The organism is Agrobacterium sp. A3-95 (assembly GCF_053521785.1).
The window spans coordinates 70,428-95,490 of sequence record NZ_JBNWDR010000007.1 but is presented as its reverse complement, the minus strand read 5'-3'; the positions used below and the strand labels follow the sequence as shown (position 1 = coordinate 95,490).

The 25,063-nt window shown below is 58.2% G+C and carries 22 protein-coding genes; 10 read left to right on the top strand and 12 right to left on the bottom strand.

All coding sequences use genetic code 11. The features are described from left to right. Positions 1–13: 13 nt before the first annotated feature. The 5 genes from ACQZ5Y_RS18530 to ACQZ5Y_RS18510 form a co-directional block, all read right to left on the bottom strand. Positions 14–1,087: a 2,3-butanediol dehydrogenase gene (locus tag ACQZ5Y_RS18530; protein WP_019566435.1), complete on the bottom strand. Its 1,074-nt coding sequence runs from the start codon at positions 1,085–1,087 to the stop codon at positions 14–16. A gap of 176 nt (positions 1,088–1,263) precedes the next feature. Further along, on the bottom strand, positions 1,264–3,138 hold the full coding sequence (locus ACQZ5Y_RS18525) for a sigma-54-dependent Fis family transcriptional regulator (RefSeq protein ID WP_019566436.1): 1,875 nt from the start codon (positions 3,136–3,138) through the stop codon (positions 1,264–1,266). A gap of 109 nt (positions 3,139–3,247) precedes the next feature. Continuing rightward, positions 3,248–3,661: a hypothetical protein gene (locus ACQZ5Y_RS18520; RefSeq protein WP_019566437.1), complete on the bottom strand. Its 414-nt coding sequence runs from the start codon at positions 3,659–3,661 to the stop codon at positions 3,248–3,250. 147 nt (positions 3,662–3,808) lie between these two features. Beyond that, positions 3,809–4,702, bottom strand: a complete 894-nt coding sequence (locus ACQZ5Y_RS18515; RefSeq protein ID WP_026330969.1) for a lytic transglycosylase domain-containing protein — start codon at positions 4,700–4,702, stop codon at positions 3,809–3,811. A 196-nt stretch (positions 4,703–4,898) separates the two neighbouring features. Beyond that, positions 4,899–6,683 (bottom strand): methyl-accepting chemotaxis protein, encoded by a 1,785-nt coding sequence (locus tag ACQZ5Y_RS18510; protein ID WP_003517811.1) that lies wholly within the window; start codon positions 6,681–6,683, stop codon positions 4,899–4,901. Between the two features lie 292 nt (positions 6,684–6,975). Between ACQZ5Y_RS18510 and ACQZ5Y_RS18505 the strand changes: the two genes are divergently transcribed. The 10 genes from ACQZ5Y_RS18505 to ACQZ5Y_RS18460 all read left to right on the top strand — a co-directional run bounded on the left by ACQZ5Y_RS18505 (position 6,976) and on the right by ACQZ5Y_RS18460 (position 16,755). Next, a complete protein-coding gene (locus ACQZ5Y_RS18505) occupies positions 6,976–7,161 on the top strand; it encodes a hypothetical protein (RefSeq protein WP_019566439.1) in 186 nt (61 codons plus the stop codon). After that, entirely contained in the window at positions 7,127–7,600 is a 474-nt protein-coding gene (locus ACQZ5Y_RS18500; RefSeq protein ID WP_026330970.1) for a VOC family protein, read from the top strand. Before ACQZ5Y_RS18505 ends, ACQZ5Y_RS18500 begins: the two co-directional genes overlap by 35 nt. A gap of 260 nt (positions 7,601–7,860) precedes the next feature. After that, positions 7,861–9,204, top strand: a complete 1,344-nt coding sequence (locus ACQZ5Y_RS18495; RefSeq protein WP_174059965.1) for an extracellular solute-binding protein — start codon at positions 7,861–7,863, stop codon at positions 9,202–9,204. A gap of 75 nt (positions 9,205–9,279) precedes the next feature. Further along, positions 9,280–10,170 carry a carbohydrate ABC transporter permease gene (locus ACQZ5Y_RS18490; protein ID WP_003517818.1) on the top strand — a complete coding sequence of 297 codons (891 nt, stop codon included), beginning with the start codon at positions 9,280–9,282 and terminating at the stop codon, positions 10,168–10,170. Positions 10,171–10,180: 10 nt separating this feature from the next. Further along, entirely contained in the window at positions 10,181–11,068 is an 888-nt protein-coding gene (locus tag ACQZ5Y_RS18485) for an ABC transporter permease subunit (protein ID WP_003517820.1), read from the top strand. A gap of 41 nt (positions 11,069–11,109) precedes the next feature. After that, positions 11,110–12,231 (top strand): sn-glycerol-3-phosphate import ATP-binding protein UgpC, encoded by a 1,122-nt coding sequence (locus ACQZ5Y_RS18480; protein WP_174059966.1) that lies wholly within the window; start codon positions 11,110–11,112, stop codon positions 12,229–12,231. Between the two features lie 453 nt (positions 12,232–12,684). Continuing rightward, positions 12,685–14,013: an LLM class flavin-dependent oxidoreductase gene (locus ACQZ5Y_RS18475; RefSeq protein WP_019566443.1), complete on the top strand. Its 1,329-nt coding sequence runs from the start codon at positions 12,685–12,687 to the stop codon at positions 14,011–14,013. Positions 14,014–14,162: 149 nt separating this feature from the next. Further along, complete coding sequence (locus ACQZ5Y_RS18470; RefSeq protein WP_019566444.1) at positions 14,163–15,158, top strand: aliphatic sulfonate ABC transporter substrate-binding protein; 996 nt, start codon at positions 14,163–14,165, stop codon at positions 15,156–15,158. Further along, positions 15,155–16,024, top strand: a complete 870-nt coding sequence (locus tag ACQZ5Y_RS18465) for an ABC transporter permease (protein ID WP_174059967.1) — start codon at positions 15,155–15,157, stop codon at positions 16,022–16,024. The genes ACQZ5Y_RS18470 and ACQZ5Y_RS18465 overlap by 4 nt, the downstream gene beginning before the upstream one ends. Further along, positions 16,021–16,755, top strand: a complete 735-nt coding sequence (locus ACQZ5Y_RS18460) for an ABC transporter ATP-binding protein (protein WP_019566446.1) — start codon at positions 16,021–16,023, stop codon at positions 16,753–16,755. Before ACQZ5Y_RS18465 ends, ACQZ5Y_RS18460 begins: the two co-directional genes overlap by 4 nt. Positions 16,756–16,780: 25 nt before the next feature. Here ACQZ5Y_RS18460 and ACQZ5Y_RS18455 read toward each other — a convergent pair whose 3' ends face one another. From ACQZ5Y_RS18455 to ACQZ5Y_RS18425, 7 genes are all read right to left on the bottom strand, one after another. Then, positions 16,781–17,608 (bottom strand): carbohydrate ABC transporter permease, encoded by an 828-nt coding sequence (locus ACQZ5Y_RS18455; protein WP_019566447.1) that lies wholly within the window; start codon positions 17,606–17,608, stop codon positions 16,781–16,783. Continuing rightward, a complete protein-coding gene (locus tag ACQZ5Y_RS18450; protein WP_003517835.1) occupies positions 17,605–18,489 on the bottom strand; it encodes a carbohydrate ABC transporter permease in 885 nt (294 codons plus the stop codon). The genes ACQZ5Y_RS18455 and ACQZ5Y_RS18450 overlap by 4 nt, the downstream gene beginning before the upstream one ends. Before the next feature lie 67 nt (positions 18,490–18,556). Next, entirely contained in the window at positions 18,557–19,831 is a 1,275-nt protein-coding gene (locus tag ACQZ5Y_RS18445; RefSeq protein WP_019566448.1) for an extracellular solute-binding protein, read from the bottom strand. A 78-nt stretch (positions 19,832–19,909) separates the two neighbouring features. Then, a complete protein-coding gene (locus ACQZ5Y_RS18440) occupies positions 19,910–20,983 on the bottom strand; it encodes an ABC transporter ATP-binding protein (RefSeq protein ID WP_019566449.1) in 1,074 nt (357 codons plus the stop codon). 7 nt (positions 20,984–20,990) lie between these two features. After that, positions 20,991–22,502 (bottom strand): arabinosylfuranosidase ArfA, encoded by a 1,512-nt coding sequence (gene arfA, locus ACQZ5Y_RS18435; protein WP_013761387.1) that lies wholly within the window; start codon positions 22,500–22,502, stop codon positions 20,991–20,993. Between the two features lie 122 nt (positions 22,503–22,624). Continuing rightward, positions 22,625–23,554, bottom strand: coding sequence for an ArsR/SmtB family transcription factor (locus ACQZ5Y_RS18430; protein ID WP_019566450.1), 930 nt, complete (start codon positions 23,552–23,554; stop codon positions 22,625–22,627). Positions 23,555–23,723: 169 nt separating this feature from the next. Continuing rightward, positions 23,724–25,016, bottom strand: coding sequence for an ABC transporter substrate-binding protein (locus tag ACQZ5Y_RS18425; protein ID WP_019566451.1), 1,293 nt, complete (start codon positions 25,014–25,016; stop codon positions 23,724–23,726). Between the last annotated feature and the right edge of the window lie 47 nt (positions 25,017–25,063).

Here is a 25,063-nt window from a genome sequence, read left to right as displayed (position 1 = left end):
ACTTCAAATCGGCCTATCGCGACAGGTCGATCAGGATCTTCAGATGCTTGCCGGCCGGGTCGAGCAGCTGGTCGAACCCTTCCGTGACCGCCTCGCTGAGTGAGACGTTTTTGGTAACGATCCGGCTCGCCGGGATCTGGCCGCTGGCGATCAGCCGGGCAACACGCGGCCAGTAGTGAGTCGGATAGGCCCAGGAGCCGCGGATATCGATGTCCTTGAAGGTCACGTCGAACCAGTTCAGCGGGTTTTCGCCGGGGTGGAGGCCGGTCTGCACCACAACGCCCTGCTTGCGCACGGCATCGGCGCAGTTCTTCAGCGCATGTTCATTGCCGACGCATTCGATGGCGACATCGCAGCCAACATTGCCTTCGGTCTCGGCACGGATGACATCGCCCACCTTTTCCGTCTTGGGATTGATCGTGCGCACCTCGCCAAGCGCCGCCCGCGCCAGCGCCAGACGCGTGTCGTTGAGATCGGAAAGAAATATCTGCGAGGCACCGGCCGCCCTGGCCGCCATGGCGACGAGAATGCCGATCGGCCCGGCACCGGTCACAAGCACGCTGCTGCCGGCCGTGACACCGCCACGGTCGCAGGCATAAACCGCGACTGCCGTCGGCTCGATGAGGGCCGCTTCCTGATCGGAAAGCGCATCGGGTATCGGCTGGACGTTATAGTCGTTGAGAAGAGCGGCCTGCGCCATGCCGCCGGAATGCCAGGACAGACCGGCGAGAGCGAGATTTGTGCTCAGGTGATAAAGACCGCGATCAGCATAATAGTCGCCATGACGCGGCATGATGAGCGGCTGGATCGATACCCGGTCGCCGGGCTTTACATGGCTAACGCCCTCGCCTACGGCCTTGACGACACCGCCGAATTCATGACCGAGAATTTGCGGCCCGTGCGCGCCGGTGAAAGGATGCGGCTCCTTCGGCACGAAGATCGGGCCATAGGCATATTCGTGCAGGTCCGTACCGCAGATGCCGCAGAACTTGTTTTCGACGAGCACCTCACCCGGACCGGGCTCGGGTGGCGTATCCACATCCTCGATGCGTAGGTCCTTGGCGGCGTGAAAGCGCAGTGCCTTCATTGCATTTCCTCCTGTAGTTCTTGCACAGAAGGATCAGCAAGCGGCATGCCAGAATGGCTTGCGCCATATCTTGACGTATTTTCAATTGGTTACAAATTCAGCTCTTAGGCTCGCCGGCAGAATGCAACAGGTTCCGTGCAACAGGTGTTGCAATGGTCGCACCGGTTCGGACGCAGTCAATTCAGGCGTTTGAGACGGCGGTGAATGGTGGAGCGGTTGACGCCGAGGCTTCGCGCCAGCGCCGAGACGTTGTTGCCGCAGTCCTTCAGCGCCCGGCGCAGATCGTCGTCATCGCGCAAAGCATCATCGGTGGCGACTTCGGCAAAGAGGTGTTCAGGCAGGCTACCCGGATCGATCTTGCCGCCATCGGAAAGCGCGGCTGCAACCCGCAGTGCATTGAAGAGTTCGCGCAGATTGCCCGGCCAGTCATGGTCAAGCAGAATTGCCCGTGCCGCCTTATCGATCCTGTAGGTCTCGCCGTTTTCCTTCTCGATGCGGCGGAGAAACTGATCGATCAGCCAGCCGAGATCCTCGCGCTCCCGCAGCGCCGGCAGCGTCACCGTTGCGGCGTTCAGGCGATAATAGAGGTCCTGCCGGAAACGGCCTTCCTTCACCAGCTCGGCAAGATCGCGGTGCGATGCGGACAGTACTCTCAGACGCACCGGCTTGGCTTTCAATGCGCCAACCGGCTGCACCTCGTTTTCCGAAAGCACGCGCAACAGGCGGCTTTGAAGAGAGAGCGGCATGTCGCCAATCTCATCCAGGAACAAAGTGCCGCCACTTGCCTCCTCGATGAGACCGCGCTTGCCCTTCTGGCTGGCGCCGGTGAAGGCACCGGGTGTGTAACCGAACAATTCGGATTCGATCAGATGCTCCGGGATTGCCGCACAATTGACGGCAACGAAATTACCGTCGCTGTTGCAGCTGTCATGGATCGCCCGTGCCAGATATTCCTTGCCGCTGCCCGTCTCACCCTGAATGAGGATGGGAATATCGCGGGCGGCAAGCTTTGCTGCCCGTGCCTGCACCTTTTCCATCGCCGGATCGCCGTTGCTCATGTCCCTCAGCGCTCGCGGCAAGCGTGGCTCAGGCGTGACAGGAGCGCGAATGCTGACGGCGGGCGCGATCGCGCTGGCAAAAAGCACCAGACCGTTGCGGGCGCGCAAAAGCCGCTCGCCATTCGGCCGCCCGCGCATAAAGCGCGGCAGGTCGTCCACATCGATATCGAAGACCGAGGAAATCGGCTGGCCGAGAAAATCGCGGGTGGCAAGGCCGTGCATGTTCATGGAGCGCGCCAGCGCCCCGAAGCCACCATGGGTCATGCCGGTGATACGTCCGCTGCCATCAAGGGCGATCGCCGCATCCGGATCGACGTCAAGAAACTCAGGTGAACGGGCAAGACGCAACACCCAGTCATTGCGGGTGCGGGTCATGAGATTGGCAAGCTCGATGCGCCGCGCGGTGGAGGCAACGAGATGCAGCGCCAGTTGCTGGCTGGCCTTGGCCGTCGGCGAGCGCAGCTGGGAAATGTCGAGCACGGCGGTGAGATCGCCGAGCGTATCGAAGACGGGCGCCGCAGTGCAGGTCAGCCCGATATGGCTGGTATCGAAATGGTCATCCTGATGGATGATCACCGGCTCGCCGGAAACGAGGCAGGCGCCAACAGCGCAGGTGCCGGCCCGGTTTTCCGACCATTCCGAGCCAAGGTAAAGCCCCGCCCTCCGCAACTGGTTGTCGAAGGTCGGGTCGCCCATGAAATCGACGGTAACGCCGCGGGCATCCGACAGCAACAGGACGTAATTCTGCTCGGCAATCTGGTTGAACAGGGCTTCGAGACCGGAGCGGCCGATACGGATGAGCTCCTCGGCCTGCTCGCGATGCTCCCGAAGCTTCAGCTCGGGCACGATATAGGCTTCCTGCGCGATCGTTGGGTCGAGCTTGTAGTCATTGAGGCAGCGCAGCCAGGACTGGATGACCGGCGTATCACGGGGGCTGACCGCGCCCATGCCGACACGTTCGATCTCTCGTATATGCGACAGCGTCGATACCATGCACGCATCCTCCGGCACGAATGGTCGCATATTAGGAGATCGCCCACAATCCACCTCTTACGGTGGTTCGGTCGTTCGAAGCGATGTAACAGTCTCGAATGCGACCGCCTCAGGTGTTTGGGCGATTGATAATGTTCTCGCAATTGGCCGGATTGCCGATGATTTCGCTGGTCTTGATGGTGGAAGCGGGATCCGCGGTGATCTTGATGATGCAGTCGCGGCGATGCTCCTTGATCTTCATGCCTTCCGTTTCCGATATCCGCACCTGCCCGTTCAAGGTGCGGATTTCCCGCTTGTTGGAGAGGCCGGCATAGGTCTCAACATCCACCTTCAGCCAATAGGATTCCGTCGCGCCCTTGTCGATGATCACCTTGTTAGGACGGCCGAGTCTGGCGATAGCCGCATCCAGGGGCTGGCCCACGAGGCTCGCCACCGTTTGCGATGCGTCCGTCTGCCCGGTCGTGGCGCACCCAGAAATGGCGGCCAGCACGCCGACCAGACATCCCGTTTCAAGCCATCTCATTTTCAGTTTTCTTCCCTCACAGAATACCATCAGCCGACACGTTCCGTCGTCAGCGTTGCAATCTAGGCTCGATAATTTTGCTCTGAAAGGAGGTGCGACCCAGATGCTGATCAACTTGTTATGATCGACAGGGTCATACAGGTGTTCTCATCTGTTGCGGAACACGGTGCAGGGAATGCCGGCCTGGCGGATTTCGCCGCAAAGCTCGTTGGCCTGGGCGCGTGTATTGCGGCCGATGCGGGCGGCATAACGCGGGCGCGAACCGAAATTGCCGCCTCGCTGCCGCACGATCAAAGCCCGCTCGGCATTAAGCGGCCCGGATAGTTGGCCAATGGCGCGGGTAAAAAGCCGGTTCGCCACCGCCGGATTATAATGCGCGGCAAGCTGCACGCCCCAGGGCGCCCAGTCGGCCGACGAGATGAGGACAGGATCGTTCATCGTTCGCGTATCGGCCAGACGCAGACAGGCATCGATGAAGGAGCGGGTCTCATCCAATGCCGGGGCCGCCTTTTCCGGCGGATTGTCCTTCCATTTCTCAACCGGATATCCCGTTATCGCAAACACATAATCCCGGGTTTCCGTCGGCAGCCGACCGGTCGCGATAAAATTCCGCAATCCCGCCTCGCCCGCATTATAAGCTGCGGCGGCGAGACCGAAATTGCCAAACTGCGTATTCAGCTCGGACAGATACCGGGAAGAGGCCTCGAGTGCGGCGATTATGTTGAAGCTGTCTTTGAGACCGCGCAGCTTTGCGGTTCCAGGCATGAACTGTGCTATGCCTTCCGCGCCCTTCGGGCTGACCGCATTGGCCCGGAACAGGCTTTCCCGCCAGATGAGCCGGGCGAAATAATCCGGCGGAACGGCGTGGCGCCCGGCCAGAACCTCGATGGCGTGACACAGGTCGTTATTGTAGCTTTCGACACGGATGCACAATTCCGGCGCGACATCATGGGTGTAGGTGCAGGAGACTTTGCCATCGGCCTTCTCCTCGGCCCCGGTCGTGCCACTGGCAAGCGCCAGCAACCACAGAGCAAGACTCACGCAGCGTGTCGATATCCCCGCCAAGCAAAACTCCCCGCAAATCCCACGCCCGATACGCCGATTATCAGGCATTCTGCAAGATATGCCCAGACCTACGGCTCTTCTTCAATGGAAGCTTCGGTTTGGGCCTTGCCGAGGCTTCCATGCGTCCAGAATAAAGGTCGCATTTCCGCGTCGGCAAGGCCATCTTGTGTGCTTAGAAGTCCTGCCAATCCTCATGTTCGACGGCGACTGCAGCGGAACCGCGCACCGCAAGCGGGCGGGATGCCGGGCGACGCGGAGTGGCAAAGGTAGCCTGCTGCTCGAAGCCGCTCCGCGACGACGATGTCGAGTGCGATGCGTCATCGAACCGGAATTGCCCTAAAAGCTCAAACAACGCTGCCGCTTCCCGTGCAAGGCTGTGGCTGGCAGCCGTCTGCTCCTCAACCATCGCGGCATTCTGCTGCGTTCCCTGGTCAACGGTGTTGACCGCCTGATTTATCTCGGCGAGCGCGGTCGACTGTTCGCGCGCGGCATCGACGATCGCTACGACATTGGTGTTGATGTCGCGCACCTGTTCCGCGATTTCCTGCAAGGCAGAGCCCGCTTTGGTAACAAGGCCAACGCCGTTTTCAACCTGCGTGCCAGACGCGTTGATCAGGCTCTTGATTTCCTTTGCGGCAGTCGCCGAGCGTTGCGCAAGTTCGCGAACTTCCTGCGCAACCACGGCAAAACCCTTGCCTGCTTCGCCTGCGCGGGCAGCTTCCACGCCTGCATTCAGCGCAAGCAGATTGGTCTGAAAGGCAATCTCGTCGATAACGCCGATAATATTCGAAATCTCACGCGACGATTTTTCGATCTGGTCCATGGCACTGATCGCATCGCGCACAACCTGACCTGAATGTTCGGCGTGGTCGCGGGCACGGCCGACGATTTTTCCAGCCTCTTCCGCCCGGCGGCTTGAATCATTGACGGTGGTGGTGATCTCCTCGAGGGCCGCAGCCGTCTCCTCGATAGAGGCGGCCTGCTGTTCCGTACGTCTGGCGAGATCGTCGGCCGCGGATCTTATTTCATTTGACCCCGAAGAAATGGCGCCGGCATTTTCAGAGACCAGCGTCATGGCCTTCTTGAGCTTTTTCGAGGCTGCGTTGAAGTCGGACCGCAATCTTTCAAGCGAGGGGATAAAGGGTTTGTCGATGCTCTGCGAAAGATCACCGTCAGCCAGATTGGTCAGGGACTGCGCGAGCTTTTCGACATTTTCAACACGTCCAGTCACGTCGGTGGCAAATTTGACGACCTTGAACACCTTGCCGGACAAATCGAAGATCGGATTATAGGAGGCCTGAATGAAAACCTTGCGACCGCCCTTGCCAAGCCGCATGAATTCATCCGCCACCAGATCGCCGCCGGCAAGCCTTTTCCAGAATTGCGCATATTGCGGGGACTGTGTGTAGGCGGGTTCGCAGAACATCGAATGATGCCTTCCCTGCACCTCGGCGAGCGAATAGCCGAGCGCCGCCAGAAAATTCTCGTTGGCCGTCAGGACCTCGCCGTTAGGAGAGAACTCGATGATGGCCTGCGCCCGCGACAGGGCGTCGATCTTGCCCGCATCTTCCGCCGCCTTCAGCTTGCGCTCGGTAATATCCGTGGCGATCTTGACCACTTTCACCGGCTTGCCGCGACGATACACCGGATTATAGGAGGCCTCGATCCAGACTTCCCTGCCACCCTTGCCAATGCGCTTGTACTGCCGCTGATCGAACTGGCCGGCCGAAAGCTTTGACCAGAAGGCCTTGTAGTCCTGCGATGACACGACTTCAGGTTCAACGAACATGCTGTGATGTCTGCCGACTATTTCCGCCAGCTCGTAACCGAGCGCACGACAGAAATTCTCGTTGGCGGCGAGAATCTTTCCGGCCATATCAAATTCGATGATGGCTTGAGATTTGGAGAGCGCGGCAAGAACCGCGAAAGCATTGGCACCACGATCAAGAAAACTCACGCGCGATCCTCCGATGGCAGCTGGACAGTTTCTACTGAAAATCGTTCACCAACAATATGATTACATTATTAAATAATATTTAAGGATAATCTTGACGTTGATCACGCGAGTTGATGGTAAGGGCGAAATTTGGGCAATACGCGTCTTCCTGCCGCAAAAATCTGCATATTGGGTCAAGCACGCGCTTCACGTTACAAAGAGACATTGTTTCATATTTATTCTTCAGAACGGGCGCGGCTGGGCCCGGCATGATGCCTATCGCCGAAGGGTGAGGCGCTGGATTTAAATATCCATGCGCGTCGTGTTTGATCATCGCGCCGGCACCGTCATGACGCACAACCTTTATTCCTTTGCAAAATTGCACCTTCCCGCCTCCTTTCGGAACGATCGGCGCATGGCGACATTGTTTACCGAATGGGGCTTTCTTTTGGGAGGAACACGCCGTGAAGAAGAACATGATCTGCATCTGGTACGATAGGGATGCCGAGGCCGCAGCCAGATTTTATGCCGAGACCTTTCCCGACAGCACCGTCAATTCCGTCTATCGGGCGCCGGGCGATTTCCCCTCCGGCAAGGAGGGGGACGTGCTGATGGTGGAATTCACGGTGGCAGGCGTCTCCTGTATCGGCCTCAACGGTGGGCCGACATTCAAGCACACCGAGGCTTTCTCGTTCCAGATTTCGACTGAGGATCAGGAAGAGACGGACCGATACTGGAATGCCATCGTCGGCAACGGCGGAGAAGAAAGTGCCTGCGGCTGGTGCAAGGACCGATGGGGCATCTCCTGGCAGATCACCCCGCGGGTGCTGATGGAAGCAATGTCCGCCGGCGGCGCCGAGGCCAAACGTGCCTTCGCGGCAATGATGGATATGAAGAAAATCGACGTCGCCACCATCGAAGCGGCACGTCGAGGTTGATGCTAACAAGTCATTCAGCGAAAAGTAGCGAAGAAAGACATTTTAAGTAAAGAACTGAAAAACAACGGAAAATCAGATAAAACCCGTTTATCTGATTTTCCCTGGACGCCTATGCGTGCCTGTACCTTCACTCATCACAAAACGTTCAACAAAGTGTAAGCGATCCGTCAAAGACGGCTGCTAGCAGAGCCCGTGGCTTCGTGTTGGGGACGTGACGTCCTCGCCGGTCATGCCATTACTCCATCAACGGGGCTCAACTTATGAAATCTTCCGCTCTGACCTCTTTCGTGGCAGGCGTTGCCATTGCCGCCGCCTTCGGCGCCACGGCTGCCCACGCAGAAAAGACCAAATTCGAATTTTGGCACGGCCTTTCCGGCGATCTCGGCGACCGCGTTCAGGAAACCTGCAAGAAGTTCAACGACTCCCAGGCTGAATTCGAAATCGTCTGCACGTCGCAGAACGACTACGACGCCACGCTGCAGAACACCATTGCCGCCTACCGCGCCAAGAAGCAGCCCGCCATTACCCAGATCTACGATGCCGGCACGCTGGACATGATGTTGTCCAAGGCTTTCGTTCCCGCCAAGAAGCTGATGGCCGACAACGGCTACAAGATCGACTGGAACAACTATTTCCCCGGCATTGCCAATTATTATGCAACGGCTGACGGCGAGCTGAACTCCTTCCCCTATAATTCCTCCACCGCGGTCTTCTATTACAATGTCACCGCTTTCGAAAAAGCCGGCATCACCTTCAAGCCCGACACATGGGAACAGGTTGAAGAAGCCGCCCGGAAGCTCAAGACGGCCGGTTTCGAATGCCCGCTGGCCTTTAATTTCGACACCTGGATGCTGATGGAACAGTTCTCTGCCATCCACAACCAGCCAATCGCCACCAAGGGCAACGGTTATCAGGGCCTCGACGCCGAACTGACGATCAACAAGACGAAGTTCGTTGATCAGGTCAAATTCTTCAAGAAGATGCAGGACGAGAAGCTGTTCGTCGTCAAGACCAAGCAGCTCGGCATGGACATCCTGCCCGCTTTCACCTCGCAGACCTGCCAGATGTTCATGTCCTCGATTGCCGGCCATGGCACCGTCGGCAAGACCATGCCTGAGGGCGTGAAGTGGGACGTCGCCATGCTGCCGATCTGGAAGGGCACCGAGCGCCACAACTCGCTGGTTGGCGGCGCTTCGCTCTGGGTCATGGCTGGTCGTCCGGAAGCTGAATACAAGGGTGCGGCCGCATTCCTGAACTTCATCGCGCAGCCTAATATGGTTGAGTGGTGGTCGACCGTTACCGGCTACATCCCGGTCACCAAGACCGGCTTCGACGCCATGAAGGCCAACGGCTTCTACGACAAGGCGCCCTACAAGGGCCGTGAAAAGGCAATCGAAAGCCTCACGTTTACGCCGCCGTCCGAATATACCCGCGGCATCCGCCTCGGCGGCTTCACGCAGATCCGCAAGGAAGTCTCGACCTCGCTCGAAGCCATCTTCATGCAGAACGCCGATATTCAGACCGAACTCGACAAGGCTGTCGAGCGCTCGAATGCCGGCCTGCGCCGCTTCGAAAAGACCTATGCCGGCGCCAAGCTGAACTAAGCGGTCCTTTTCGCCTGGGTTTGCCCGTCTCCGCGCGGGCAAACCCTTAATGCCATTTTCTGTTTCGGATATTTCATGGAAAAGCGCGCCGTTTTCAAAAGCACATGGTTGCCGCTGCTGTTCGCATTGCCGCAGCTGGCACTGATCCTCCTGTTCTTCTACTGGCCCGTGGCGGCGGTGATCAACTGGGCCTTCACCCTCCAGCCGCCCTTCGGCGGCGCGGCAGAATTCGTTGGTTTCGCCAATTTCCAGGAAGTCTTTTCTGATCCATTCTACTGGCATTCCGTTACCGTCAGCCTGATCTTCGCGACCGTCGGCCCCTTCGTCGCCATCCTCATCGGCCTCACCCTGGCGCTCTCCGTCGACCGCCAGCTTCCCGGCTCCGGATTTTTCCGGGTTCTGTATATCCTGCCCTTCGCCATCGCAGGTCCCGCCGCAGGCATGGCCTTCCGCTTCATCCTGTCGCCGGAACGCGGGTTGGCCGCTTCACTCAACGCCGCCTGGCCAGATATCTGGAACCCGGCGAAATACGGCGAACATGCACTGGCGCTCGTCATCGCCATCTTTATCTGGAAATGGGCGGGCTACACCTTCATCTTCCTGTTTGCCGGCCTGCAATCCGTGCCCCGTTCGCTGACGGAAGCTGCGGCGATGGATGGCTCCGGCCCGATCCGCCGCGCCATAGACATTCAGGTGCCGTTGCTCGCACCCACGCTGTTCTTCCTGATGGTGACGATGATGACCGAGGGTTTCGTCGGCCAGGACACGTTCGGCATCGTGCATTCGCTGACAGCGGGCGGCCCCAACCGCGCCACCGATGTGATGGTTTACCGCATCGTCACCGAGGCCTTCGAAGGGCTGAACTATTCCGGCGCCTCGGCACAAACCATCGTCCTCATCGGCCTCATCATGGTCTTCACCTTCATCCAGTTCCGCTTCATCGAGCGGCGCGTCCATTACAAGTGAGGCCTGAGAGATGATACAGCGCACGCCCTATGCCGACGCCTTTACCTATGTGGTCATGGTCGCGGGACTTCTGCTTCTTATCGGCCCCTTCATCGTGGTATTGGCAGGCGCCAGCCAGACGGTGCAGCAGGTGAACCACACGCCCTTCAGCTTCATGCCGCAGGGCGAGCTTTTCAAAAATCTCAGCACCGCCTGGAACCGCGCCAATCTGGGCAACGCCATGTTCAACAGCCTGGTGATGGCCTCGCTCGTCACAGCGGGCAAGGTAGCCCTTTCCGCTCTGACCGCCTTCGCCATCGTGTTTTTCCGCTCGCCGCTGAAACACCTGTTTTTCTGGTCCGTCTTCATCACGCTGATGCTGCCGCTCGAAATTCGCGCCGTTCCGACCTATGCCGTGGCAGCGGATGTGTTCCAGCCGTTCCGTTACCTTATAGCGCTGGTGAGCGGTGTCGAAGTCAACATCGAATGGAACCTGCTGAATTCCTATGCGGGCCTGTCGCTGCCGCTTGTCGCCACGGCCACCGGCACCTTTCTCTACCGGCAGTTTTTCATGACCCTGCCTGATGAACTTGCGGAGGCGGCGCGCATGGATGGCTCCGGCCCCGTGCGTTTCTTTTTCGACGTGCTGCTGCCGCTCTCGCGCACCAACATGCTGGCCCTCACCACCATTCTCTTCGTCTCCTCGTGGAACCAGTATCTGTGGCCGCTGCTGATGGTCACCGATCCCTCCTACAAGACGGTGATGATGTCGTTGCGTGCCCTTTTGCCTTCGGAGGACGGCACGCCGGACTGGAACGTCACGCTTGCCGGTTCCCTAATCATCATCATGCCGCCGCTTCTCGTCGTGGCGTTCCTGCAACGCTGGTTCGTGCGCGGTCTCGTGTCATCCGACAAGTGACGACGCGACGCGTGGCTCTCAACAACAAGGTTATTAATATCATGGCTCAGATCGATATTCGGCAGGTCCGCAAATCCTATGGCAAGACCCCGACCCTGCACGGCGTGGATCTCACTTTCGAAACCGGCGAATTCGTCGTCATCCTCGGCCCCTCGGGCTGCGGCAAGTCCACACTTCTGCGAATGATCGCCGGGCTGGAGGATATCACGTCGGGTGAAATCGCCATTGGCGGGCGCGTCGTCAACACGCTGGAGCCGCGCGAGCGCGGTTGCGCCATGGTGTTCCAGAACTACGCGCTTTATCCGCATATGACGGTATCAGGCAATATCGGTTATGCGCTGAAGGTCGCAGGCGTTCCGAAGGCTGAGCGCCTGCGCCGCATCGAGGAAACGGCCAAGATCGTTGGCCTTTCCGACTATCTCGAACGCAAGCCTGCCGCCCTTTCCGGTGGCCAGCGCCAGCGCGTGGCCATGGCCCGCGCAATCATCCGCGAACCGCAGGTATTCCTGTTCGATGAACCGCTGTCCAACCTCGATGCAAAGCTGCGTGTGACGATGCGCGCCGAAATCCGCAAACTGCACCAGCGCCTGTCGGCCACCTCCGTCTTCGTCACCCATGATCAGGTGGAAGCCATGACGCTGGCCGACCGGCTGGTGGTGATGAACAAGGGCAATGTGGAGCAGGTCGGTCATCCGCTCGATATCTATCACCGCCCCGCCAGCACCTTCGTAGCCTCCTTCATCGGCTCACCGGCGATGAACCTGTTCAACACGCGGGTGGAGGTCGAATCTCCATCCGTCATGCTGGGCGGCCAGCCGGTGAAACTCTTCCCCGAGACCGCGCTGGAGCTGCGCGGGCGCGACGTGACAGTCGGCATTCGCCCTGAACAATGCCTGGTCAGCATCGAGGGTGCGGGCGTGCCCGCAACCGTGGACTTTGTAGAAGAGCTGGGTTCCGGCCGCATCGTACATGCGGAAATCGCCGGCGAAACTTTCGCCGCAGCCATCGGCGAAGATCTGTTGGTCAAACCCGGCCAGCGCATCCACTTCGAACTGCCCCCGGCCCATCTCCACTTTTTCGATCCGGCCACCGGCAAGCGCATCGAAACGGAGGGTGCCATTGAGACAACCCGCATCGGCAACGAAAAGCTGCTGGCAGTTTGATGGCGGACGTTTGAGCACGGATCAGTCCGGCGCGGTTTGGGGGTGTCCCAACCACGCCGGATTTCCAAACGACGTTTTCGATCTCGAACTACGATTTCGAAATCATCCAATACATTAGCTATATCGACCAATATTCTGAATTTGCGCCATTTTCTCACTAGAATAATTGCGCGAAATACGTCGAAATTTGCTTGGCGATCACCACGGGAAGCACATCGCCTGCCGGATATTACGTCAACACGATGAGGCAAACCCGTTGCAGGCAAAGCGATCTTGCGAAATGAATGATTTCAGGAAAAATCTTTCTGTTTGGAAATCATAATCGCAATAGTCTTTGCCGCACAGAGCCGCCAGCAAGGCTATCGTCGCGATGAGGACCGAGCCGGTCTTCGATCCTTGGCGGCCGACAGACAAAACGCTCGGGTCAAAACTTCAACGAAAGAGTGAAGCCCAATGGCAAACGATCGCAAACTGCACCTCGGCGCCTTCATGCGGCCCGTCAGTCTTCACACGGGTGCGTGGCGTTATCCCGGATCCTTCCCGGACGCGAACTTCAATTTCGGCCATCTGGCGCGATTTGCGCAACAGCTTGAAGCCGCGAAATTCGATGCATTTTTCATGGCCGATCATCTGGCGGTGCTGAACATGCCGACGGAAGCACTGCGCCGCAGCCATACCGTCACGTCTTTCGAACCCTTCACCCTGCTTTCGGCGCTCGCCGCCGTCACCTCCCGCATCGGGCTGGTTGCCACCGCCTCCACAACATTCGATGAGCCCTACCACGTAGCGCGGCGTTTCGCCTCACTCGATCACCTCAGCAATGGTCGCGCCGGCTGGAACATCGTCACCACAGCGAATCCGGATGCGGCGCTTAATTTCGGCCGGGACGAACAGCCTGACCACACGGAGCGTTATGGAAGAGCGCGGGAATTTTACGACGTCGTTACCGGGCTGTGGGATTCCTTTTCCGATGATGCCTTTCTCCGGGATGTCGATAGCGGGTTGTTCTTTGACCCTGAAAAAATGCATGTGCTTAATCACAAGGGACCGGAATTTTCCGTGCGCGGTCCGCTCAATATAGCGCGTCCGGTGCAGGGCTGGCCCGTCATCGTTCAGGCCGGGGCTTCAGAGCCGGGGCGCCAGCTCGCAGCCGAAACTGCCGAGGTCGTTTTTGCGGCAACACCCACGCTTGCGGCGGGAAAAGCGTTCTACAGGGACGTCAAGGACAGAACCGTTGCGGCAGGCCGTTCCCGCGACGGCATTGTCATCCTGCCGGGCGCTTTCGTTCTGGTCGGCGATAGCGTGGAAGAAGCCAAGGCCAAACGCGCCAGGCTCGACAGCCTCGTCCATTATGAAAGCGCGATAGCCTCGCTTTCGATTGCGCTCGGCCACGATGCTTCGAGTTTCGATCCCGATTGCCCCTTGCCTGACATTCCCGAAACAAATGCAAGCAAATCCAGCCGCGAGAGGGTGATCGAACTTGCAAGGAGCGAGGGGCTGACGGTGCGCCAGCTGGCGCAGCGGCTGGGTGGCTATGGGGGTCTCGCATTTGTCGGCACGGCAAAAACCATCGCCGACGAGATGGAACAATGGCTATACGAAGAGGGGTCGGATGGCTTCAACGTCACCTTCCCGTTCCTGCCTGCCGGACTTGACGATTTCACGAGCCTGCTTGTGCCCGAACTGCAAAGGCGCGGCCTGTTTAGAAAGGACTATGAGGGAACGACATTGCGCGATCATCTCGGTTTGCAACGCCCGGCCAATCGTTTTTTCCCTGAATAACGCGCCGTCGCGCCGATCCGGCCAGCGGTAGGGAGATTTTCCACGCCCGACCTGAAGTTTGGCATGAGGTTCCAGAAGGCTGGATTGACCTCATAAACGCCGGCCCATACCCTTTAAATACACAAATTACATAAATTAGGTACACTATTATGAAGGCTAAACATTCTCGTCGCCAGATCCTGAAACTCAGCATTGCCGGGGCTCTCGCAGCACCCTTTGCCACGGGCAGCGCGCTGGCCCAGAGCTCACAGGAGTTTCCTGCTGAGCTGAAGCTGGATTGGGGATTTTACTCCTCACACACGCTGCTGATAAAGAACAAGGGCTGGCTTGAGGAAGCGTTCAAGGATGTCGGCACCAAGATCACCTGGGTACAATCCCGCGGAAGCAACAATTCGCTCGAATTCCTGAAGGTCGGCTCGACGGATTTTGCCGGTTCGGCAGCACTTTCCGCGTTTCTGGCCCGCGCCAATGGTGTGCCGCTGAAGGTGATCTATGTGGCAAGCTGGGGCGGTTCTTCCATCATACAGGTTCGCCCGGATTCGCCGGTCAAGACCGTCGCCGATCTCAAGGGCAAAACCATTGCGGTCACCAAGGGTACCGCGCCCTATTTCACCCTCCTGCGCGCCCTTGCCCAAAACAAGCTTTCGATCGATGACCTCAAGGTCGTGAACCTGCAGCATCCGGAAGGATTCAACGCGCTTCAGCAGGGACAGGTTGATGCATGGGTCGGCATCGATCCACACACATCCCAGGCAGAACTTGCCGGTGACAGGGCGATTTTCGATGAGCGTAGCTGGCGCGACGGCAGCGTCTTCAGCGTTTCCGAGGAGTTTCTGGCGAAACACCCGAAAGCGGTCGAACGCCTCCTCGGTGTCTGGGTCGAGACACAAAGATGGATCCGTGAAAACAACGGCGAATTCATCGATTTCGTCACGAAGGTCACCGGCAACGATCCCCAGATCACCAAGCTGACGATCGAAAAGCGCGACTGGAAGGATCCTGTTCCAGGCGAGGAACTGCTGAACTCGATTCGTATTGTGACCCCGTTGCTTGGCGACGATGTGCTGCGTCCTGGCGTCAATGTCGACAGCGTCCTTTCGTCGCTGATCGATCCGGCACCGGCGAAAAAGGCGCTGGGAGCATGAATTCTCATCCGCGCGAATTTCAGCGCGTGAAGCAGACTACGAAACAACTCCCCTCCCGACTGCCGTTCGTGCAAAGAGTGGGAAATTTCTTTGGGCGGTTCGACCTGCGCGGCGCGATCGTGCCGGTCGGCTCATTGTTGCTGCTGGAATTCTTTGTGCGCGTGGGCTGGGTAAGCCCCTACGTGCTGCCGCCGCCCTCCGAGCTTTATGACACGTTTCTAAGGCTCGCCGAGGGTCGTTTGTGGACGAATATCGCAGCCAGTACCGCCCGTGTCTTTGTCGGCTTCGTCATTGGCTCCCTTCTTGCAATCCTCGTCGGTTCGCTGGTCGGGCTGGTCGTTGCCGCCGAGCGTTACCTTGAACCGACGTTTCAGGCGCTACGCGCGGTTCCGAGCCTCGCCTGGGTGCCGCTGCTGATGATCTGGTTCGGCATTGGCGAAACCTCGAAAATCGTACTGATCGCCAAAAGCGCGTTTTTCCCTGTTTATCTCAACCTCTTCTCCGGCATCAGGAATGTCGACCGCAAGTTGGTGGAAGTGGGCGAGATGTATCGCCAGCCGCTGCCAGTGCTGGTTTGGCGGATTTTCATTCCCGCTTCTTTGCCACATCTGTTCACGGGCTTGCGTTACGGCCTGTCGCTGGCCTGGCTGAGCGTTGTCGCCGCGGAACTTCTGGCGGCTTCCGAGGGCATCGGCTACATGCTATCCGATGGGCGGGAACTCTCCCGACCCGATCTGGTGATGATAGCGATTATCTGCCTTGCCGTCCTCGGCAAGATTTCCGACAGCCTCTTCAAGATAGTCGAGGAACGTTGCCTCAGATGGCGCGACACTTACCCCCTTCAGCAAGGAGGGCGCCTGCGATGAGTTTGCTCAATGTCGATGTTCGCGAAAAAGCCTTCGGAGACACGGTTGTCCTTCAGGATATTCACCTGACGCTCGGCGATGGTGAAGCGGCGGTTCTTCTCGGACCAAGTGGGTGCGGGAAAAGCACCTTGCTGCGCATCGCCGCCGGCCTCGACCGGCATTTCTCAGGCGCTGTGAAGGTTCAGCAGGCAAAGGAAGTTCAGGCATCGGACTCACCGCCCATCGCCTTTGTCTTTCAGGAACCCCGCCTGATGCCGTGGCTGACAGTTGCCGAAAACATCGGTTATGCGGCCGGCAAGAAATATGATGTCGAGCGGGTAGAAGGACTGATCAACGATGTGGGCTTGAGCGGCCATGGCGACGCGCTACCGAAAGCCCTTTCAGGCGGCATGGCGCAGCGTGTCGCCATAGCAAGAGCGCTCTATACCCGGCCGCGCATCTTGCTGCTCGACGAACCCTTCAGCGCGGTCGATGCTTTCACGCGGATGAAATTGCAGGACCTTGTCCTGAAACTCGTCGAACAGCGCGGCATTTCCTTCCTGCTCGTCACCCACGATATTGACGAGGCGCTTTATCTCGGTGACCGCATTTACATGATGGGTGCCCATGACGGCCGTATCCAGCAGCGGATAGAAGTGGACGAGCCGCGCCCGCGCGACAGAAGGTCGCCGCAACTCGCCACCCTCAAGAACGAGGTGCTGACTGCCCTGCACAACGCCCACGTCATCTGACTGGCACCGGCATCTTTCTCCGCCCTCACCCTTTCACGCCGGACGAAATCATGATGGCTTCCGTCACGCGCCGCTGGAAGATGACGTAGGCGACGATGACCGGCAGAGCCGCCAGCATGGCAATCGCCATCAGGCGTGCATAAACGATGCCGAAGGTGTCGTTGACCTGCGTGATGCCGACGGGGATCGTCATCATGTTTTCGGACGTGATGACGAGGAAAGGCCAGAAGAAGGCGTTCCACACCGTAATGAAGGTCACGATCGCCATGGCGGTCGTAATGCCCCAGTTCAGCGGCAGAAACACCTTGAACAGGATCGTGTATTCGCCGCCACCATCCAGAACCACCGCCTCCCGCATCTCCTTGGGCACGCTGTCGAAGAACTGCTTGTAGACGATGATGACGATTGGCGTGATCAGCTGCGGCAGGATGATGCCCGCCCAGGTATTGATGAGGTTGAGGTTCTTCATCAGGATGAACTGTGTCACGACAAGCGTCTGCGCGGGCACCATGAAACTCGCGAGCACGATGCCATAGAGCAGTCGCCGTCCCGGAAAGCGGATCTGCGACAGCGCATAGGCGCATAACATCGAAATGATGAGCACAGAGACCGTGACGATCGCGGCGGTGCCAATGGAATTCACGTACCAGGTCAACAGCCGCGTATTGAAGATGGCATTCACATAGGCACCAAGCTGGAACTCATCAGGCAGTAGCGACGTGTTGCCCGCAACATTCTCGTCCGAGCGCAACGACGTCACGAACCCCCAGTAAAGCGGGAAAATCCATACCAGTGCTGCCGAAAATGTCAGCAGGGTCAGGATGACGTTCTCAAGTCTTTTGGTCAGGCTCATGAATTCCTCCGGATGCGTAGCAACTGGAACTGGAGAACGGATACGATGACGATCAACAGGAAAAGTACGGTCGCCACGGCCGATGCATAACCGCCATTGTTCATCTGGAAGGCTTCCCGGTAGACCTTAAGGAGAAGCACGAAACTGGAATTGAAGGGTCCGCCGCCGCTCAAGAGGTAGATCTGGTCGAATATCTTCAGTTGCAGGATCAATTGCAGCGTCAGGATCAGCGCGGTCACCGGCCACAGAAGCGGCCATGTGACGCGCCGGAACTTTTGCCATGTCGTTGCGCCATCAAGAGCTGCGGCCTCATAAAGCTCGGTCGGAATGTTTCGCAAGCCGGCAATGAAGAGCAGAACGTTAAAACCGTTCGTCCACCAGATGGTGACGACAGCGACCATCGGCATGACCCAATTGGGGTTCTTGAAAACCGCGACCGGTTTGCCCGCCAGCAACGAAATGACCGGTTGGAGAATGCCGAACTGTAGGTCGAGCATCCAGGCCCAGATTTCGGTGACGACCGAAACCGGCAGGACATAAGGCAGGAAAAACAGGCTCATGGCGATTGTCTGCTTGATGCCGGACAATCGGCTGACCGCAAGCGCAATCAACAGGGCGATGACCGTTGTTGGCACCACCGTCAGCAGCACGAAATAGCCGTTATTCTTGAGCGAGGTGACGAACAGGCGGTCGCTCAGCAATTTTATGTAGTTCTGCAGGCCGACCCAGTTGCCATCGCCGATCAGCGGCGCATCCGTGAAGCTGATGCGTATCATCTCGATCAGGGGGTAAAGAAAGAACGTGGCGAAGACCACGATGAATGGCGTCACCATCGACAGTGCGATCAGCGACTTCTTGCGCCGGTTTTCAATCATAGCCATGGAATGCCTCCGGGACCTCCCGCATTGCACGCTGCCCTCCGGCTGACAGCCAGAGGGCAGTCTCGGATTACTTGAGCTTGCCCTGAAGCTCGGACTTGATCTGCTCGACCGCATCCGCGCCGCTCATGTAGCCCTGGATGGCCGGAGCGATGATATTAAGCGCCGCATCGTAAGCGGGTGAGGCAACTCCGGTAATCGTGGTCTTCGGATCGAACACTGCCGCCTCCGCCAGCGAGGCATATGTGGCATTCGGCTGCATCGCCTTGTATTCACTGCTTTCGGTGATCGATTTATAGGCCGGAATATGCCCCGCATCGGCCCAGCTGATGGCGTGTTTTTCCATCCAGCCAATAACCGTCATGACAGCGGCGCGTTTCTCGCCGGAAACGGTCTTGTCACCCTGGTTGGGGATCGCAAAGGCGTGCGAATCCGCCCAGGTGGCGCGCTTGCCCATGAAAGGCGGAACTTCCACAGCGCTCCATTTGAAGCCGAGCTTGCCGTTCTTTTCCAGATCCTTGTAGGTCGGAACTTCCCAGACGCCATTAAGCTGGAAGGCGGATTTGCCAGCGGAGAAGAGTGCAACGGACGCCGGATATTCCGCCTGCTCGGGCGCCCATCCGTTTTCCCGCCATTTCGACATGGTATCGATCGCTTTGGCAGCCTTTTCGGCATTGTCGCCGGCAAGCACCTCGTTATTGGTGACCAGCTCGCCGCCCTGTTGTGAGAACAGTGTATAAAAGACACGCCAGACACCGGCTTCGCCACCCGACTGATAGGTAACCGGCGTCTGAACGCCCTTGTCCTTCGCCCAGGCCAGCGCCTTTTCGAAATCCTCCATCGTCTTGATACCGGTCAACTTCCCCTCGGCATCGAGATAGGGAGACCCTTTCAGAAGATCGGCGTTGTAATAGAGAATAAGGGCATGGATATCGAACGGCACCGCATAAAGCTTGCCGTCGTGGGTTGCCGCTTCGACGGGTGCGCTGAAAAAGTCGCTGGTCTTCAACCCGCCATCATCAAGGTCTTTTGTGGTAATTTCGCTCAATACTTTTTCATCAAGGCCGAGCGGCGCGCGCGACAGGTGATAGGTCATGACATCAGGCCCCTCACCCACGGCGGACGCCGTGCGTACCTTGGTATAGAACGGAACGCCCCACTCTAGCGTCGTTCCCTTGATCTGAATGTCAGGGTGCTCCTTGTTGAAGGCAGCAATCAGGGCTTTCATGCGCACGCCGTCGCCGCCCGACAGAAAGTCCCACCAGACGATATCCTGCTTCGCCAGTGCCGGCAGGGCGCTCAGGCCCAGAACCGTACCAACAAGCAATGTCTTGATCAGTCGCATCGTTCACTCCTCCCGTTTGTTGGAAACACCCCGTTCAAGGGGCGGTCTGCTACTGCATCGAAAGGCGCCTCCTCGCGCCTATCGCAACCTTTTGCCGTCGCTGCCGAAAACCATGATGTGATCGGGCGAAGCACTCAGTGAGACGGACCGGCCATCCAGCCGCTCGCGCGAGCCCTGCCGCTGCACGACAAGTTCTTTCCCGGCACGCGTTCGGGTATAGAGATAGGAAAGGTCTCCAAGCTCCTCCGCCACCTCGACATTGACAGGCAAAGCACCCTCTTGCGTGATCGCCAGATGCTCGGGCCTTATGCCGATTTCGACCCGCTGACCGGGGGAAACCGGATGCGAAAGCCGGGCTTCGAGGTGCTTTTCACCACCTTCAGGCGCAAGCATAACGATGCCGTCCCGCTGCCCGACGATGTCGGCAGCAAGGAAATTCATCGCGGGCGATCCGATGAAGCCAGCGACGAAACGATTGTCCGGATCGTCGTAAAGGGTGAGCGGCGCACCGGCCTGTTGCACGATGCCGCCCTTCAGCACGAAAATCTTGTCCGCAAGCGTCATGGCCTCTACCTGGTCATGCGTGACGTAGATCATCGTGGCGCCGAGCTTGCGGTGAAGCCGGGTCAGTTCCAGCCGCATCTGCACGCGCAGTTCCGCATCCAGGTTCGACAGGGGTTCATCGAAGAGAAACACCTTCGGCTGTCGCACGATCGCGCGGCCTATGGCCACGCGCTGCCTCTGGCCGCCGGAAAGCTGTGATGGCTTCTTGTGCAGATTGTCCTCGAGCTGGAGGATGCGGGCAGCTTCCCCCACTCTCTCATTCACCTCCGCTTTCGGCCGGCGGGCGAGACGCAGGCTGAAAGCCATGTTCTCGAACACCGTCAGATGCGGGTAAAGCGCATAATTCTGGAAGACCATGGCAACGCCGCGATCCGCCGGCTCGACAGCGGTGACGTCGCGCTCGTCGATGGCGATGTGACCGCCGCTGGTTTCCTCAAGACCGGCGATCATGCGCAACAGGGTGGATTTTCCGCAACCGGATGGCCCCACGAAAACCGCGAAGCTGCCCGTCGGAATCTCCATCGAAACGTCCCGGATGGCTGCAAAGGAGCCGAAGGACTTGGCGATATTGCTGAGACGGACACCCATCACCGCCTCACTGAACCTTCACGCGCAGAACATGATAGGACAGCGCCGGCACGGAGCCTTTGAGCGCCCCATCCTCGACACCAATGCCGCTGCCCGGCACCGGCACGACGCGGTCAGGTTGATCCGGACCGTTGCCGATCCTCAGATCATATCCCGCCATGGAAAGATGCAGGCTGAGTGACACAGGCGAAAAGCCGGTGAGACCGACATTGAGCTCTGCTGCTTCGGTCAGATGACGATTGAGGACAAACAGCGTCACCACGCCCTCGTCCTCATCAAACACGCCGGCGACATCGAGATATTTGACGTCATCGGCCGCGTTGCAGTCGTAGGTCGGGCAATCGACGGCAATGTTCAGTGCAACGCCGCGACCATAAAGCGAGGCGAACTGATAGGGATAATAGATGGTCTGGCGCCATGCCGGTCCGTTCTTTTCAGCGCGGATGGGGGCGATGACATTGACGAGCTGGGCAATGCAGGCGATGCGCACCCTGTCCGAGCGACGGATGAACTCGTTGAGCAACCCGGCCACGAAGAGAGCATCCTCGAAATTGTAGGTCTCCTCCAGAAGTGCAGGCGCTTCCGGCCAGTCCCAGCTCTTGATGCGTTTACCGTCGTCTTCGCGGATATGGTACCAAACATTCCACTCGTCGAAGCAGATGGAGACATCGTTCTTGGCGCGCTTCTTGGCTTTCACGTAATCGATGACACCGGCGATAGTCTGAATGTAGCGCCCTGTTTCTTCGATCTTGCCGAAGTAATTCAGCGTGTCGCGGCTGTTATTGCCGAAATATTTATGCAGTGAGATGTGGTCCACATTCTCGTAGCATTCTTCCAGCACCTCGCGCTCCCATTCGGGATAGGTCGGCATGCCGTCGTTGGAACTTCCGCAAACGATTGCCTCGATGGTGGGGTCGAAACCCTTGAAGGCTTTCGCGGTTTCGTTTGCCAGCCGGCCATACTCCACCGCCGTCTTGTGGCCAATCTGCCAGGGGCCGTCCATCTCGTTGCCGAGGCACCACATCTTCACGCCATGCGGCTTTTCGGCGCCGTGGCTGCGGCGAAGGTCGCTAAGCTCGGTGCCGCCGGGAAAATTCACGTATTCGAGAAAGTTGCGGGCATCATCCAGACCACGGGAACCGAGGTTGACGGCGAGCATCATCTCGATGCCTGCCATCGACGCCCAGTCTGCGAACTCATTGACGCCGATCTGGTTGGTTTCCTTGGAGCGCCATGCAAGATCAAGCCGCACGGGCCGTTTGTCACGGGGGCCGATGCCGTCTTCCCAGCGATAGGCCGAAACGAAGTTGCCGCCGGGATAACGGATCGCCGGAATCTTTAGATCCTGGACGAATTTCAGCACATCCTTGCGAAAACCGTTTTCATCCGCCTGCGGATGGCCGGGCTCGTAAATCCCGCCATAGATCGCCCGCCCCATATGTTCGATGAAGGCGGAATATAGGCGATCGTCGATACGCCCAATCCGGAAGTCCCGGTGGACTGAAACCCGCGCTTTCATAGGCTCTCCTCCCATGCGCATTTATATCTTAAAATATGATATAAACCATATTTCATAATATAGTTGCCAATGGAAGCCGCGCCTGTCAACCGCGAAAATCATACTTTATGAAATTGGCCCGATCAGTCTGCGGTGCGCAGACGCAATACGATGTCCTGATCGTAATTCCCAAAGCCCCGGCCGAAGATGTTGAGCCCGCCCGGATGCTTTGCATCCGCCTTTACCTCGATCCGCAGACGGATTGAGCGGTGGCTGGACAGATCTATATCCGCAAGCGTCACATCGGAAATGCGCGTACCATCGACATAGGTTCCCTGGGCAGTAATGCGCCAGGTTTTAAGCATTCCATACTGCGAGCCGGACAGTTTCCACCAGTCGGGCGTAAACGTACCGCGCTTGTCGCCGAAATCCCCGGGCGAGGTCCAGACCCCGATCTCCTTGCCGTTGACGGAGAGGGTAATGTCTGACGGCCAGTTGCTGTGCGTTCCTGGCACCTCGGAACTGACCTCCATCGAAAACTCGACTTCCTCGACGTTTCGCCCCTGTATCTTGGCATTATTGGGGAATTGGTACTCAACATGACCCGATGTGAACCACAAAAGTGCAGTCTTCATGCGGTCGGGATCCATGAAGGTATCAGGGACATCCAGAAGTCCGATAATGCCCTCCGGCGAACAGATGCCGCAAGGCGCGGTCACCGAACTCTGCGTATAGAGGCCGAGCGGCATGGCGACGGCAATGTAGTTGGATACAGCCGGCGTCTCGGGGCTTCGAAACGAAACGATAAGCTCGTCGCAGGTCGCAAAACAGATTTTCTGGCTGCCCTTGCGCGCCTTGCGCGTTTCGGTTCGCAGCAGCCCCGCCTCTTCAAGAACGGTCACACCGGCCGACACGGTGGACTGGGGAAGGTCCAGCCTCTGCGCGATCTCGTTGACATTGAGACCGTTGGCCTCGTGCAGCAGCTTCAATATCTGCACACGGATCAGCGACGCCGCCGCCTTCAAAACATCGAATTCTTTTTCAGCGTCAATAAGTAGGAAATTGGGAGCCATTGTCTAATCTTCAGATTTAGCGATCTAGATCAGAATTTCTGGCTTAAATATTTTATGCTGTCCAGCATTGTTTGTCGTGTCGATATATTCAAAGTCAGACACGCAAGGAAGGATTGCGAATGGAGGCAGCGCAGGCGGTTTCGATACCGCATGCGCTGCCTCTTTTTCCTTACCCGCGCTTGCGCAACGTGCGGGTGCCGGTATCGACAAGATTCTGCGCTGCCTCATCCACAGTGGCGCGGCCAAAGGCGAGTGAGTCGGCAATGGGACGCATTACCCCACGGTCGAACTCATTGGCGCCGATGGGGGCAGGCTCCGGATAGGTGTCGAGCTTGCCGGACAGGCTCTCGATGTAATCCACCGTCTTGCGTTCGGTCTCGTTGAGGCTTGGCAACACAGCTTCGCGCACCTTCTTCGCCGGCGGCACGCCGCGTTCGACGCCAAGAACCTTGCCCGCTTCCAGATCGTTGACAAAGAAGTTGATGAACTTCGCCGCAGCTTCCGGAGTGGTGGAGGTGGACGAAATGCACCAGATAAGCCCCGGCCGGTAATAATGCCCGGTCGGTTTTCCCGGTCCCTCACCCGGCAGCATGCCAATGGACAGCGTCTTCTTGTTGAGCGCCTGGTAACCGACAAGCTGGTTGGAATAGGCAAAGCCGATTGCGGAATTGCCAAGGGTCAGCGCGTTGGATTCGATGGTATTGTCATCGCGCGTCTGGATATCGGCAGAGACGCAAAGCTTGTTCTCGCGCAGATCCTCCCAATAGGCGAACCATTCCTTGGCATCTTCCTTGTTGAAACCGATGGTGCCGTCCTGGAACAGGAGCTTGCCGCGCTGGCGCAGCCAGACATCGAAGACGTAGTGATAACGGGCACCATAGGGCACCGCCCAATAATTGCGCCGCGCCGGAGCGTTCTTCTTGAAATCGCGCGCCAGTTCCGCCAGCCCCTTCCAGGTGATCTGCTCCTTCGGCACGGAGACGCCGGCCTCCTTCAGCGTCTCTGCATCATACATCATGCAGAACGAATTCAGCCCGAGACCGACGCCGTAAAGCTTGCCGTCGATGCGGCAAAGATCCACTTCGCTTTTGCCGAAATTGGAAAGATCAAGCGACGAGCCGACAAACTGGTCAAGTTCCATGCAGGCCCCACGGCCGGAATAATCGGCAATGGTGGAAGGCTCGAGCTGAAAGATATCGGCGACGTTACGTCCCGCCATGGACGTCGCAAGCTTGGTCCAATAGTCGGAACCGGCGATCATCTCGCCGCTGATGACCGTTTGTGGATCTGCCTTCTGGTAGAGGGCAATCACATCATTGGTGCGCTTGTTGCGGTCAGCCGAACCCCACCATACGCAACGAAGCCGGGTTTCGGCCGCCATCGCGCGGAAACCGCCCGCCGCCGCGCCAAGACCTGCCAGTGCCGCCGTCACCAAAAATCCACGTCTATCGATAGTTTGCATCTGCTCCTCCCGCGTTTTGCAAATTTCTCACTTATCACTTAAATTCT

Coding starts and splice junctions, on each gene's coding strand:
- ACQZ5Y_RS18465 (WP_174059967.1), top strand. CDS start 15,155: ATGAATTCTCATCCGCGCGAATTTCAGCGCGTGAAGCAGACTACGAAA.
- ACQZ5Y_RS18455 (WP_019566447.1), bottom strand. CDS start 17,608: ATGAGCCTGACCAAAAGACTTGAGAACGTCATCCTGACCCTGCTGACA.
- ACQZ5Y_RS18530 (WP_019566435.1), bottom strand. CDS start 1,087: ATGAAGGCACTGCGCTTTCACGCCGCCAAGGACCTACGCATCGAGGAT.
- arfA (WP_013761387.1), bottom strand. CDS start 22,502: ATGAAAGCGCGGGTTTCAGTCCACCGGGACTTCCGGATTGGGCGTATC.
- ACQZ5Y_RS18525 (WP_019566436.1), bottom strand. CDS start 3,138: ATGGTATCGACGCTGTCGCATATACGAGAGATCGAACGTGTCGGCATG.
- ACQZ5Y_RS18430 (WP_019566450.1), bottom strand. CDS start 23,554: ATGGCTCCCAATTTCCTACTTATTGACGCTGAAAAAGAATTCGATGTT.
- ACQZ5Y_RS18485 (WP_003517820.1), top strand. CDS start 10,181: ATGATACAGCGCACGCCCTATGCCGACGCCTTTACCTATGTGGTCATG.
- ACQZ5Y_RS18495 (WP_174059965.1), top strand. CDS start 7,861: ATGAAATCTTCCGCTCTGACCTCTTTCGTGGCAGGCGTTGCCATTGCC.
- ACQZ5Y_RS18505 (WP_019566439.1), top strand. CDS start 6,976: ATGCGCGTCGTGTTTGATCATCGCGCCGGCACCGTCATGACGCACAAC.
- ACQZ5Y_RS18440 (WP_019566449.1), bottom strand. CDS start 20,983: ATGGGTGTCCGTCTCAGCAATATCGCCAAGTCCTTCGGCTCCTTTGCA.
- ACQZ5Y_RS18475 (WP_019566443.1), top strand. CDS start 12,685: ATGGCAAACGATCGCAAACTGCACCTCGGCGCCTTCATGCGGCCCGTC.
- ACQZ5Y_RS18445 (WP_019566448.1), bottom strand. CDS start 19,831: ATGCGACTGATCAAGACATTGCTTGTTGGTACGGTTCTGGGCCTGAGC.
- ACQZ5Y_RS18470 (WP_019566444.1), top strand. CDS start 14,163: ATGAAGGCTAAACATTCTCGTCGCCAGATCCTGAAACTCAGCATTGCC.
- ACQZ5Y_RS18425 (WP_019566451.1), bottom strand. CDS start 25,016: ATGCAAACTATCGATAGACGTGGATTTTTGGTGACGGCGGCACTGGCA.
- ACQZ5Y_RS18450 (WP_003517835.1), bottom strand. CDS start 18,489: ATGGCTATGATTGAAAACCGGCGCAAGAAGTCGCTGATCGCACTGTCG.
- ACQZ5Y_RS18490 (WP_003517818.1), top strand. CDS start 9,280: ATGGAAAAGCGCGCCGTTTTCAAAAGCACATGGTTGCCGCTGCTGTTC.
- ACQZ5Y_RS18480 (WP_174059966.1), top strand. CDS start 11,110: ATGGCTCAGATCGATATTCGGCAGGTCCGCAAATCCTATGGCAAGACC.
- ACQZ5Y_RS18460 (WP_019566446.1), top strand. CDS start 16,021: ATGAGTTTGCTCAATGTCGATGTTCGCGAAAAAGCCTTCGGAGACACG.
- ACQZ5Y_RS18520 (WP_019566437.1), bottom strand. CDS start 3,661: ATGAGATGGCTTGAAACGGGATGTCTGGTCGGCGTGCTGGCCGCCATT.